Origin of the sequence: Flavobacterium sp. Arc2 (genome assembly GCF_041431385.1) — a bacterium.
Taxonomy (GTDB): Bacteria; Bacteroidota; Bacteroidia; order Flavobacteriales; family Flavobacteriaceae; genus Flavobacterium.
The window spans coordinates 17,350-29,735 of sequence record NZ_JASMRH010000019.1 but is presented as its reverse complement, the minus strand read 5'-3'; the positions used below and the strand labels follow the sequence as shown (position 1 = coordinate 29,735).

Genomic DNA, 12,386 nt, shown 5'->3' with positions numbered 1-12,386 from the left:
CTGTTAAACTTACCTAAAAATACAATATCTGACCTCTAAAACCCTCGCGATGTGAGTATTCAATCGTTGGCGCAGGAATTTTTAAAGTGTTCAAAACAGAGAAAATAGTCTTCAAAAAATGAGATTTTGTTTGAATTTTCGTCAGGTCAACGTCAAAACTCAAATAAAACCGTCTTCTTCTTTCGGTTTTTGGCGTTAGAAAAAGCCCGCTATTTTCGCCATTTCCAGTGATCATTCCATCCGCTCCGTAACCAATAGCTAAGTTTAGCCATTTGGGTATTTTTGAACCTTTAGAAAAGGAATATAAATTGGCCGAAAGCCAATAGGTTTGTCCATTGTAATCCTTTAGAATTTGTTCTGATACAGAGCTTCCTAAAACATTGGGTCTGTATTGAGCATATTGAGTCGAATGAAAATAAAATTTAGGCGTGATACGTTGCTCGTTCCAAAGTAATTCCTGTGAGACGTATAAAGCCGTCCCTGAAGCATTAGCAATTATATCTCCTGATGAAGCACCCCATTCAGAAGAAAACCCGTCTAAGACCTCAACAGCGGTTAAAAACGCAAAACCAATCCCCGCTCCGTAAATCAATCGTTCTTTTTGGGTAGTTCCGCTCCATGCCAGCATTTCTGCCCCGAGTCTCCCCAAATGATAAGAAGAATACATATGGCCAATCTTATCCATCTGCAGCCACTCGTCATTATCATTGATAAAGTGAAATTTTGATTTTGGATAATCAGCGTACCAAAGTTGGTTTAGACCGACTAATGCTCCTGAGGTAACTATTGCTTCCGTAATGATTACCGCATTTCTTCTGCTTGTATTTAAGGTATCAGAAGGTGTTAGGAAACCGTCTAGTCCATTTTGTCCAAAACTAATATGAAACCATAGCATTAAAGAAAGTAAAAAAAAACAATTGCTTTTACCCTTCAAAATTATCTTTTTACCCCTTGGGCGTTGATCCAGTCCGAATATTTTTTAGCATTTGCATTGTGCTCTGTTAAAGTAGCTGCAAATTCATGATAGCCAAAACGCTCGACACTTGCGCAGAAATAGATAAAATCATTCTTTTCAGGATTGATTACAGCTTCTAAAGCGGTGATATCCGGCATGGCAATAGGTCCTGGAGGTAGTCCGATATTCATATAGGTATTGTAAGGAGATGCCATTGTCAAATCATTGTAAAAGACTCTTTTGATTACTTGGTCAAAGTCATTTGATTTTAATTTCAGGGCGTAAATAACCGTAGGATCTGCTTGAAGCGGCATCCCTAATCTCAATCGATTAAGATATACGCCAGCAATTCTTGGTCTTTCATCTTTTTTTACCGATTCTTTATGAACTATCGAAGCTAAGATCGTTGCTTCAATAGGAGTCAATCCCTGTTGCGCTGCTTTTGCAACACGCTCCTTATTCCAGAAATTGCGGTATTCTTTGATCATTTTATCGCGGAATTTTTCGGCTGGTGTGTTCCAATAAAACTCATAAGTATTTGGAATAAACATAACCAAAACATTTTCGGGGGTAAAACCGTTTTCCTTTAGAAAAATAGAATCTTTAAAAGAGCTTAGCAATGACAAACTATCGGCTTCTATTTGAGAACCTACTCTTCCAGCAAAATTTTCTAGGCGTTCTTGATTGTTAAATGCTAATTTTACGGGAACATTATATCGCATTGCTTTTACAAGAGCATAGCTATTCATTCCTTTGGTAAATAAAAAACGTCCCGCTTTTATATTTTGAGGATAGCTCATTTTGTTTGCCACCATTTCGAAGCGATCTATATTATCCACATAAGGTGCTAATATTTTTTTTACTGTTTCATAATTAGAATCTGTGGGAACATGAACATACACTTCCTTTTCGGCAAATTTTGTGTTGTCAGCAAAAATTTGTTTTACAAGGATGAATCCATAGATAATTAATCCTGAAACCACAACTACGGCTACAATTGAGATAGTTTTTTTTATATTCAAAGCTAAAGTTTTAAAATTGTTGATTAATTAATTGGAAAAATGCCTCGTCTTTATAACTACCACTCACTAGATTCCAATCTTTTTTTACACCGATACATTCGAAGCCAAATTTAGTAAAAAGAGCTTTACTTGCTTCATTTTCGGTGCCAATATTTGCATACAACTGATGTAAATTAAGATTATGAAATGCATATTGTATTAGCAGACCTAATGCTTCAGAACCAATATTTTGATTTCGTTTATCAAGTCCCTGTATTACAATCCCTACTCCTGCCCTATTATTTTTTGGATCAAAATCAAATAAATCAATTAATCCCACAGCTGGAAAGTCCTCATCTTGACAAATAGCCAATCGCAATTGCTTAGCTTCATAAATATCCTGATGTGCGTTCTCCAGATACTGCTTTACTAAAAACCGACTGTATGGGGTGTTAGTATTACTCACGTCCCACATACTCTGTTCGTTTTCTATGGCATAAATAAACTCCAAATCATTTGGTTCAAGCGCTCGGATGTATATGTTATCTCCTTTTAGGGTTATCATTATCGAAATAAGAGGTTAAGGGTTAAAAATTAGAGGTAAGTTTAAACCTCGATTGTTCCTTCAAAGACAAACTTAGCAGGTCCTTTCAGGAATACATTAGTGTAATGGTTGTCTTTTTTGTCGAAAGAAACGACTAGTTTTCCGCCTTCCACATTTAAATCTATAGACTTAGAATCCGTCACCCCAGTAGCATTCATCGCTATCGCAACAGCAGTAGCACCCGTTCCGCAAGCTAATGTTTCATCTTCAACACCTCTTTCATAGGTACGTAGCGAAAAAGTAGTGGCATCTATTTTTTTTACAAAATTGATGTTACTTCCTTGTTTTCCGTACAAATCACCGTATCGAATGGCGGCGCCTTGTTGTTTTACATTAAAATTTACTAAATCATCCACAACCTGAACGTGATGAGGAGATCCAGTATCTAAAAAAGTATAATCGGATTCTCTTTTAATATTCGAAACATCAATCATTTGCAATGACACAATACCTGCTTCATTAACTGTTGCATGATGCATGCCGTCTACAGCATTAAAAGTAGTGCTGTCTCCGATCACTTTTAATTTTTTGGCGAAAGCCACCAAACATCTTCCACCATTACCACACATGGTGCTTTGGCTTCCATCTGAGTTGTAATACACCATCTTGAAATCAGATTCGAGATCATTTTCCAATAAAATAAGGCCATCTCCTCCTATTCCAAAACGTCTATCACATAAATGAGCCACGAGTTTCGTATCTTCTTTTGGAAAAGTTCCTAGCCGATTGTCAATCATCACAAAATCGTTTCCGGTTCCTTGGTATTTATAAAATTCTAATTGCATTTTCTTTTAATTGTGTTTCACAAAAGGACTAACTATTAATGAAACGTTAATCACTGTTAAAGAGCGTTAAACTGTTTTTTGAACGCCCTATTTAGTTCTATTTTTACATTACAAATAACGTAAAACTTACTCTATTATGAATCGATTTTCACAGCTATTTTTGGCATCTCTATTAAGTGGCGCCGTAACATTAGGAGCTTACAAATTATTATTTGACACTAATGGCTATTTTTCTTCCAATAAAACCCCAATAACAGCCTTATCAACTGATTCCTATGCTAAAAAAGTAGGCCTATCTCCAGACGTAATTGACTTTACAGATGCTGCCGAAAAAACAATCCATACAGTCGTCCACGTAAAAAATGTATCCTATAAAACCGTTTCTAATCCCATGCTCGAATACTATTACGGATACAAAGGAGGACAGACACAGGAACAGGTGGGAACAGGTTCTGGCGTGATTATCTCTGCAGATGGTTATATCGTGACTAATAATCACGTGATTAAAGATGCTTCTGAAATTGAAATCACCTTAAACAATAAACAATCTTACAAAGCAAAACTAATTGGTACCGATTCAAAAATGGATATCGCTTTACTAAAAATTGATGCTGACGAAAAACTCCCTTATACTACGTTTGGTAATTCTGATTCTGTAAAAATTGGGGAATGGGTGCTCGCAGTTGGTAATCCCTATAATTTAACCTCAACGGTAACAGCCGGTATTGTTTCGGCGAAAGCCAGAGACCTTGGAACCAGCGGAATTCAATCTTTTATTCAAACAGATGCTGCAGTAAACCCAGGGAACAGTGGCGGCGCTTTAGTGAATACCCGCGGTGACTTGATAGGAATCAATACCATGATTTCCTCTATGACTGGTTCTTATGTAGGTTATTCTTTTGCAGTACCGTCTAATATAGCCAGAAAAATCATCGAAGATTTAATGGAGTATGGTAACGTGCAACGAGCAATCCTAGGTGTAGAAGGTGGAGAATTGAATGCAACCGCTTCCAGAGAATTAGGAATTAATCAAACCGAAGGATTTTACATTGGTGCCGTTACAAAAAATTCTGGTGCTGAAAGATCAGGGCTTCAAAAAGGAGACATCATCGTTAAATTAGACGACCAGAAGATTGCTACTTATGCAGACCTTTCTGGGTACATCAATACTAAAAGACCCAATGATAAAATACAGGTTACTTATACCAGAGGTGGAAACAATCGTGTAGTCGCTGTCGTATTAAGTAAAAATGAATTCTTCAGTACTGAATTTAAAGGAATCGAATTAGAAAATATTAATGCCGCCGATAAAAAGAAATTCAACATCAATTATGGCGTGAAAATTAAATCCATCTCTAACGAAAATTTAGTTCAGTATAGCAATGAGTTAAAAGGAAGTATTATTCTGAGTATTGATAATGTAAAAGCTAAGGATATCGAAACGGTTTCTAAACTTTTAAATACTAAAGAAGAAAATCAAAGCATGCGCCTCGAAATGATTAATAAAAGCGGGGAAATCTTTAGAGTTATCATCTAATAACTCCCCCTTTGAATAAAAAGAAAGCCAGGCCGTAAAAACGCATTGGCTTTTTTTATTGAAAATAAACGTCGAAATAGTTTACGAAATCGATTGAAATAGGTACTTTTGCGGCAAATTTTATCAAATAACTACTAAAATTTTTTTTAAATTTTCAATATGAGCAAGACACCTTTGTATCAAAAAGAAGTTTCATTTCAGGTCGACAGACGACGTGCGGGAGTAGAATTAATTAAAATTGTCAGCGATTTATGGTATGACAAATCCATAGAAATGGTTTTGTTTAAAAACCAATTGATAGACAAAAACGTAAACGAAATCATCAATTTGCATCAGTATGCCGCTGAATTTGTAGGCAAACCGATTACCATCTTTGATTCGGTAGAAATTGCCAAAGTCGTTTTATCATTAGACTTACCGCCATCAAAATTAGATATTGGTAAACTGACTTACGAGTACGTATTAGAAGATGATAAATACCCAGACGCAAGACATTTTGTATTAGACAAATTAAAAGAAGCCAAATCATCGGAAGAAATTCAGCCGAAAGATGTGGTTTTATATGGTTTTGGTAGAATTGGACGTTTATTGGCCAGAGAGCTAATGTCTAAAACCGGAAAAGGAAATCAATTACGATTGAGAGCGATTGTAACCAGAGATAAAAATGATGCCTCTACACTTGAAAAAAGAGCTTCTCTATTGCGTTACGATTCCATTCATGGTGATTTTCAAGGTTCTGTAACCGCTGACGTTAAAAACAATGCGTTAATCATAAACGGTACCACAGTTCATATTATTACGGCAAACGCTCCAGAAGAAATTGATTATACTGCTTATGGAATTGACAATGCTTTGGTAATAGATAATACAGGTGCTTTTACAACTAAAGAAGCTTTAAGCAGACATTTAGTTTCAAAAGGGGCACATAAAGTATTACTGACTGCTCCGGGTAAAGGGGTTCCAAATATTGTTCATGGTGTAAACCAAAATGAATACAATCCAGACGATTTAGATATTTTCTCAGCCGCTTCTTGTACAACAAATGCCATCACTCCGATACTGAAAGCAGTTGAAGATACTTTAGGCGTAGTAAAAGGACACTTAGAAACCATACACTCATATACAAATGACCAAAACTTGGTCGATAACATGCACAAAAAATACCGTCGTGGTAGAGCTGCAGCCTTAAACATGGTAATTACTGAAACGGGAGCAGGTACTGCTGTTGCGAAAGCGTTACCATCACTAGAAGGTAAATTGACCTCTAATGCGATTCGTGTTCCTGTTCCTAATGGATCATTGGTTGTTCTGAATCTTGAAGTAGCAAAAGAAACTTCAATTGAAGAAATCAATGCTATTATGAAAAAATATGCATTAGAAGGTGAGTTAGTAGAGCAAATTAAATACTCAACAAATAACGAACTGGTTTCTTCAGATATCGTTGGTACATCTGCACCTTCGATTTATGACAGTAATGCCACAATCGTTTCTAATGACGGTAAAAACATTGTCTTGTACATCTGGTATGACAATGAATATGGCTACAGTCACCAAGTTATAAGATTGGCAAAATATATCGCTAAAGTAAGACGTTTCACGTACTACTAGCCTACAGATTACAGGTTTGGGAAGGCCGTTTCAATTTTTAGTTTTTAGTTTTTAGTTCAAGTTTTAGATTAAGATTCACAGCGGCCCAACCTGGATTAAATAGAAAATCCCTCCCGTTATTGCAACGTGAGGGATTTTTTTATGTTTACTTTTAAAGAAGAGAAAGGAAACAAAGAAAAAAGGGTAAAGACGTAAGATTCAATACTCACTTCCTTTTTTCGTTATTCTTACTTCTCACTTTTCACTAACAATTATTCTTTAGTTCGCGTCAAATAATAAACCGGTACTCCAAGTAGCATGATTAACACACCCCAACCGCTCGTACTCGTTTTAGTGACAAACAAGGCGATGCAGATGGCACTGGCCACAACAATATAAAGTCCTGGTAAAAATGGGTAACCAAAAGCCCTATATGGTCTTTCGACATCCGGCATTTTTCTGCGGAGGATAAAAATTCCCAAAATGGTCAGTATGTAAAATATCAAAACGATAATCACCACAAAATCCAGCAAATCGCCATATTTCCCTGTCAGACACAAAGCCGAAGCCCATAAACACTGTGCCCATAAGGCCCAGGCCGGAACTTTCGCTTTGTTCAATTCAGCGGCTTTCTTGAAGAAAACCCCGTCCTTGGCCATAGTGTAATACACTCTCGCCCCTGCCATGATTAACCCATTGTTGCAGGCAAAAGTCGAAATCATAATCATCACAGCGATAATCAGGGTCCCTATGTCCCCAAAAATGAATTGCGAAGCGACAACGCCTACCCGATCCGCCGGGGCAGTGGCAATTCCCTGCAAAGGCACCACTGCCAGATACATCAGATTCGCCAACACATAAATACAGCACACGATTGAGGTACCCAGAAACAAGCTCAAACCCACATTGCGTTTTGGGTTTTTGATTTCACCCGCTATAAAGGTCACGCCTTCCCAAGCCACACTCGAGAATATCGAACCCACCAATGCTGCCGAAATTGCCGATATCAAAACCGTCCCGCTGATAGGGATCCAGTTTCCTGTGGCCACATCAAGTGATTTCGATCCCCACGCGTCAACCCAGTTAGCATCCCAAACCTCAGCTTTGGCGGACATGAAGCCAAAAACGATCAGTCCGGCCAATGATAAAATCTTGATCACCGTTAAAACCGTTTGCAGAATCTTAGAGTTTTTTACCCCGCGACTGTTTACATAACTTAGTAAAACAATAATAAAAATAGAAACCACTTGTGCGGCATTCAGTTTAAAATCTCCAAGCTCATACAGAATATTCGCATCGCTAACGACCGGAAACAAATAGGCGGTAAATTTAGCAAAGGCCACACCCACTGCGGCAATCGTACCAGTCTGTATCACGGCAAAGAAACTCCAGCCGTATAGAAACCCAATCAACTTCCCGTAAGCCTCCTTGATGTACACATATTGGCCACCGGCTTTGGGAAACATCGCACTAAGTTCGCCATAACTCACCGCGGCAATCACGGTAATAACACCCGTAAGCACCCACATGGCGATCAGCCATCCTGCAGAACCCAGCTGGCGCACCATATCTGAACTCACTATAAATATCCCAGAACCTATCATGGAACCCACGACAAGCATGGTTCCGTCAAATAAGCTCAGTTCTCTCTTAAAATCGTCTTGATTATCTTCTTGCATATTTTGGTTTTTGTTTTTTTGGTTAGATAAAGATATACTTTTTTTGGAAATCGATTAAGTTATACCCATATTCTTTTGGGCGTGCCCTTGTTGCAGAACGACTCCTAACATCCAAAAATTCCGCACCGGCAACAAGGTCAGGCTATCCGCTGCAATCTCCCAAAAAGCGGGAGGATTTCCGCTGCTATCCTTCACGCGGGCGAAAGTGCAATCAATGATACATCGAATTCAAGTAGAACGACTCAGTTCAAGTTGGAAAAAAAATAACGATAACGCAATTGCTTTACATTAACATATTACAAAGTATATGGAGACTCCTCCTTTGTAGAAATCAAAAGATTGAGAGAAACATAAAAAGCTGCATTAATGAAAAATGCAGCTTTTTATATGGTATAAACAGTAAACGATATTAATTATTTCGTTTTCATTGGTGGTAAATCAAATGCTTTTGATTCATGTTCAAAACTGCTACGGTGTGAACCATCACAAAAAGGTTTGTTAGAAGACAACCCACAACGACAAAGACCTAAAGTCGTTCTTCCTTCTAGCCCATATACTTTACCATCACTGTCCATTATTTCAAAATCACCTTCTATCTTAATAGATCCGTTGTTATTGATTATTAGTTTTGTTTTGCTCATAATGCTATTTTTTTTTTGAGTTCAAAGATTGCAAAATAAATGCTCAGCATTTCGCATAGACGTACACTTTTTTGACTTCACAGCCCTAATTTATCTTTATTCTATTTTATTTCGTCGTTGCGAACCCACGGCCAAACAACACCTATTTGACCACGACTGCCTATCAATTCACTTTTTTTTGCCCGTCAAATCAATTACATTTACCAAGCCGCATGATTGTTTGAGAAACAGATACTTTCTCTTAAGAGCGTCATTAGTTACCATCATAATGAAATTTAAAGCATGAACGAAAAGATTAAACTCAGGGAAGCAATGTCAATTGGAATTGGCGGAATGGTCGGTGGCGGAATCTTTGCTGTTCTGGGATTAGCAGTTTCGCTGGCACAAGGCGGAACCCCTGTCGCCTTTCTAATTGCAGGAATTTTAGCTTTAATCACTTCTTATAGTTACGTCAAACTCTCTATGACCTATCCCGATCGTGGCGGAACCGTGAAATTTATAAACCAAGGATTTGGCAAATCCGTTTTCAGTGGCGGAATGAACAACCTCCTCTGGATTAGCTATATCATAATGCTCTCACTTTATGCTTCTGCCTTTGGCTCCTATGCTCCTAATTTACTTGAAATAAGCAATAGAACAGCTGATTTTCATATTTATGCAAGTGCTATAATTATTTTGGCTACAGCCATAAACTATTACAGTATAAAAGTAGTAGGTCAAATTGAATCCTACGCTGTAATTATCAAACTCATTATATTGCTGTCGTTTATTTTATTAGGGATTTATGGATTGTTTGGAAACCCTAACTTGAGCCAACTCTCTTTTGAAAATTGGGAAACTCCTCTAAAACTAACAACGGGCGGCATGGTAATATTTGTGGCTTACGAAGGTTTTGAGCTCATAGCAAATGCTGCGCCGGACATCGAAAACCCCAAAATCAATATCCCAAAGGCATATTACTATTCGGTTATTTTTGTCATTCTACTCTACGTAATTATTGCTGCGGTAACAGTAGGCTCTATTCCCTTTAAAGAAATTGCAACCGCCCAAGATTATGTTTTGGCAGCAGCAGCAAAACCCATGCTAGGAACAACGGGATTTACCATTATCACCATTGCTGCACTAATCTCTACCTTTTCGGCCATTAACGCGTCCTTATATGGAGGCAGCAGAGTAAGCTATGAAATAGCCCAAGACGATGAATTACCACATCATTTAACGAGTCTCCTTTGGAACCAACCCATCGGACTACTGATTACCGCAGTGGCTACTTTGGCTATTGCCAATTTATTAAAACTAGAAAGTCTTTCCACAGCAGGAAGTGTTGGTTTCCTATCCATCTTTGCAATAGTAAACTTTGTAGGTTTTAAATTGCACGCCGAAATTAATGGAAACAGAATCATTCCGTTGACTGGTTTTTTACTTTGTCTAACTGCAGTATTAGTTTTGATACAACAGCAATACCTATCGAACAAAGTGGGCGTTATTGTGGCAATCTCAATCATATTTAGCTGTTTTCTTCTAGAGTGGATTTACAAAAAAACAAAAATAACAATTAAATAAAGCCAGCTCCTAAACTACTTCGACGTTAGATTTTAAATAAAAAAACGGCCAAAATATAAAGGCTTAAAATCGCCTATTCCTTTATTTTTTCGTAATTTTAAAGAACTTTTAAATAAAAATTCTCGCTCGAAAACACACTTCAGCAAAATTTAAAAATTCATTGCAGATTACAACTTGACGCGTACATATAAAGAAACACTGATTCGCTATTAAAAACAACTTCCTCGTTTTAGCGATGCCTTTTTAAACTGCGCTAGAGCATGAAAAGAAATAGTTAACTAATAAATCAATAGTATGGAAAATTTAAAACGCAAACTAAAAAATGATTTTAACTGGGAAGCACAGTGGCAACAATTGTATATCTTGACCGAAGAATGGTACTCTGACTTACAATTTTATAAGGAGGATTTGAATTTTTTATACCATCTTGTTGACAAATATTTTATGGGATTGACCCTTAATGCGAACTTAGATGAAATGCGAGACATAGCCAAAGAGCTTTCTGACGAAAGTAAATGTTGCGATGGACTACAAGACAAAACCGCTCTACATTTGAAACATCTCGCCGAGCTTATTGATGCTCCCTATAAATATGATTCCCACCAAATAAGAAGCGAGCATGATAAATTAGAAAATGAGATCTCCTCTTTTGTAAATAAATTCAGGAAAAACAAAAAAGCAATATTCTCCATAACTGAGAAAGTGATGAAAAAAGAAATTCAAAAAAGGTTGACGCCATAGGGTATTACTAATTTATGTCTAATATGCAGATATTCTAGGATATCTACATAAAAAATAGTAGAGAAACTTGACATATATATCAGGTATGCCAATATTAAGCGCTTATACGACCCTTAAAAACTGTACTGATGCCATTCCTTTTAATAAAAAAGCATTCAACGTAATAGATAATTTAAGCTTGTTAATACCTAACAGAAAAATAGGTCACGAAGAAATAATAATTGAAGATTCGTTACTAATGATTGCCCTTAAAAAAATTTAGACTGAGGTAATAAAAGTCCGTAAACCATTGGTGGCAAACCTATTATTTTTTCTATACACATAATAAATGCTGACAAATCTTTTCAAAAAGCGATGGATACTAACGTCAATTCGATAATGTCACTTGAAAACATGTTTTATGGAGATCCCGTGAGACAGGTAATGGATCCTTGTGGATAGAAATAGATGATTGCAACACATAGATAGGATATCTCTCCCGAAGAAATATAAAAACGTTTTGACAATATGTTTACCAAGTAAAAAACACAATATGGCATAGGAGGAAAACAATCTTTCCCCATTTTTAATTACAATTTAGGCATCCTAATTCTAAAGTTTATGAATTTAGATGCCTTTTTAGCTAGCATAAAGCCGAACTATTTCACCACTTGCAGTTTTAAAATTTAAATTAAAAATGCTTTCTTCTAAAATCCTATCTGTACTATTATATCCCAAAAATTAATCATAATTTAGTATTCCTTTTCTGAAGCTAATAACAGCTTCACTGTTCTTATAAAAACAGTAAAAAAGAAAGAGTAAAATTATCATTTAAAATTATGGAAGCACTAAAGTTAGGATGGATTGGCCTTGGGAATATGGGAAACCCAATGGTGAAAAACCTGTTAAAAGCAGGTTTTGAGGTAGTTGTATTCAATCGCACCAAAGACAAGGAAAAAGAATTAATAGACTTAGGAGCAACATCAGCATCTAATCCGAAAGAAGTGATACAAACCTGTGACGTAGTGATTACGATGTTATCTAATGACGATGCTGTCAAAGAAGTTTTTGAAAGCGAGAATGGTTTACTTTCTCAAGACAATCCTGAAAAACTGATTATCAATATGAGTACCGTTTCTCCTGAAACTTCTCGCTACTTAGCGACAATCTGTACCGCGCGTCAGGTACATTTTATTGACGCTCCCGTTTCTGGAAGCGTTAAACCGGCTCAGGATGGCACCCTTGTAATTTTGGTAGGAGCCACTGACGAAGATTATCTACTTGCCAAACCCATTTTTGATGTTCTGGGAAAAA

Annotated in this window: 11 protein-coding genes and 1 pseudogene; 6 read left to right on the top strand and 6 right to left on the bottom strand. The window is 36.9% G+C overall.

The annotated features are described in order from the left end of the window. Positions 1 to 13 precede the first annotated feature (13 nt). Genes QO182_RS13575 through dapF form a run of 4 tightly spaced genes read right to left on the bottom strand, consistent with a single transcriptional unit; the run spans position 14 to position 3,345 of the window. Positions 14 to 895 carry a DUF2279 domain-containing protein gene (locus tag QO182_RS13575; RefSeq protein WP_371562178.1) on the bottom strand — a complete coding sequence of 294 codons (882 nt, stop codon included), beginning with the start codon at positions 893 to 895 and terminating at the stop codon, positions 14 to 16. Positions 896 to 936: 41 nt separating this feature from the next. Then, positions 937 to 1,977, bottom strand: coding sequence for an endolytic transglycosylase MltG (gene mltG, locus QO182_RS13570; protein ID WP_371539743.1), 1,041 nt, complete (start codon positions 1,975 to 1,977; stop codon positions 937 to 939). A gap of 10 nt (positions 1,978 to 1,987) precedes the next feature. Continuing rightward, complete coding sequence (locus QO182_RS13565; RefSeq protein WP_371539740.1) at positions 1,988 to 2,521, bottom strand: GNAT family N-acetyltransferase; 534 nt, start codon at positions 2,519 to 2,521, stop codon at positions 1,988 to 1,990. Between the two features lie 41 nt (positions 2,522 to 2,562). Then, on the bottom strand, positions 2,563 to 3,345 hold the full coding sequence (dapF, locus tag QO182_RS13560; RefSeq protein WP_371562176.1) for a diaminopimelate epimerase: 783 nt from the start codon (positions 3,343 to 3,345) through the stop codon (positions 2,563 to 2,565). A 136-nt stretch (positions 3,346 to 3,481) separates the two neighbouring features. On the opposite strand from dapF, the gene QO182_RS13555 reads away from it, so the two are divergent. Continuing rightward, on the top strand, positions 3,482 to 4,882 hold the full coding sequence (locus QO182_RS13555) for a trypsin-like peptidase domain-containing protein (RefSeq protein ID WP_371562174.1): 1,401 nt from the start codon (positions 3,482 to 3,484) through the stop codon (positions 4,880 to 4,882). A 159-nt stretch (positions 4,883 to 5,041) separates the two neighbouring features. Next, a complete protein-coding gene (locus QO182_RS13550; protein ID WP_371539732.1) occupies positions 5,042 to 6,490 on the top strand; it encodes a glyceraldehyde-3-phosphate dehydrogenase in 1,449 nt (482 codons plus the stop codon). Positions 6,491 to 6,741: 251 nt separating this feature from the next. Here the strand turns inward: QO182_RS13550 and QO182_RS13545 are convergent, their stop codons facing one another. Both QO182_RS13545 and QO182_RS13540 read right to left on the bottom strand, forming a co-directional pair. Continuing rightward, entirely contained in the window at positions 6,742 to 8,148 is a 1,407-nt protein-coding gene (locus QO182_RS13545; RefSeq protein ID WP_371562172.1) for an APC family permease, read from the bottom strand. 413 nt (positions 8,149 to 8,561) lie between these two features. Beyond that, positions 8,562 to 8,789, bottom strand: a complete 228-nt coding sequence (locus QO182_RS13540) for a CDGSH iron-sulfur domain-containing protein (RefSeq protein ID WP_371539727.1) — start codon at positions 8,787 to 8,789, stop codon at positions 8,562 to 8,564. A 282-nt stretch (positions 8,790 to 9,071) separates the two neighbouring features. Between QO182_RS13540 and QO182_RS13535 the strand changes: the two genes are divergently transcribed. The 4 genes and pseudogenes from QO182_RS13535 to QO182_RS13520 form a co-directional block, all read left to right on the top strand. After that, positions 9,072 to 10,352 carry an APC family permease gene (locus tag QO182_RS13535; protein WP_371562170.1) on the top strand — a complete coding sequence of 427 codons (1,281 nt, stop codon included), beginning with the start codon at positions 9,072 to 9,074 and terminating at the stop codon, positions 10,350 to 10,352. A 294-nt stretch (positions 10,353 to 10,646) separates the two neighbouring features. Next, positions 10,647 to 11,093, top strand: a complete 447-nt coding sequence (locus QO182_RS13530; protein WP_371539723.1) for a hypothetical protein — start codon at positions 10,647 to 10,649, stop codon at positions 11,091 to 11,093. Positions 11,094 to 11,178: 85 nt separating this feature from the next. Then, positions 11,179 to 11,355 (top strand): hypothetical protein, encoded by a 177-nt coding sequence (locus QO182_RS13525; RefSeq protein ID WP_371539721.1) that lies wholly within the window; start codon positions 11,179 to 11,181, stop codon positions 11,353 to 11,355. Between the two features lie 541 nt (positions 11,356 to 11,896). After that, a pseudogene (locus QO182_RS13520) lies at positions 11,897 to 12,376 on the top strand (NAD(P)-dependent oxidoreductase); the annotation flags it as partial. Between the last annotated feature and the right edge of the window lie 10 nt (positions 12,377 to 12,386).

Coding starts and splice junctions, on each gene's coding strand:
- QO182_RS13540 (WP_371539727.1), bottom strand. CDS start 8,789: ATGAGCAAAACAAAACTAATAATCAATAACAACGGATCTATTAAGATA.
- dapF (WP_371562176.1), bottom strand. CDS start 3,345: ATGCAATTAGAATTTTATAAATACCAAGGAACCGGAAACGATTTTGTG.
- QO182_RS13530 (WP_371539723.1), top strand. CDS start 10,647: ATGGAAAATTTAAAACGCAAACTAAAAAATGATTTTAACTGGGAAGCA.
- QO182_RS13565 (WP_371539740.1), bottom strand. CDS start 2,521: ATGATAACCCTAAAAGGAGATAACATATACATCCGAGCGCTTGAACCA.
- QO182_RS13575 (WP_371562178.1), bottom strand. CDS start 895: ATGCTATGGTTTCATATTAGTTTTGGACAAAATGGACTAGACGGTTTC.
- QO182_RS13555 (WP_371562174.1), top strand. CDS start 3,482: ATGAATCGATTTTCACAGCTATTTTTGGCATCTCTATTAAGTGGCGCC.
- QO182_RS13545 (WP_371562172.1), bottom strand. CDS start 8,148: ATGCAAGAAGATAATCAAGACGATTTTAAGAGAGAACTGAGCTTATTT.
- QO182_RS13550 (WP_371539732.1), top strand. CDS start 5,042: ATGAGCAAGACACCTTTGTATCAAAAAGAAGTTTCATTTCAGGTCGAC.
- QO182_RS13535 (WP_371562170.1), top strand. CDS start 9,072: ATGAACGAAAAGATTAAACTCAGGGAAGCAATGTCAATTGGAATTGGC.
- QO182_RS13525 (WP_371539721.1), top strand. CDS start 11,179: ATGCCAATATTAAGCGCTTATACGACCCTTAAAAACTGTACTGATGCC.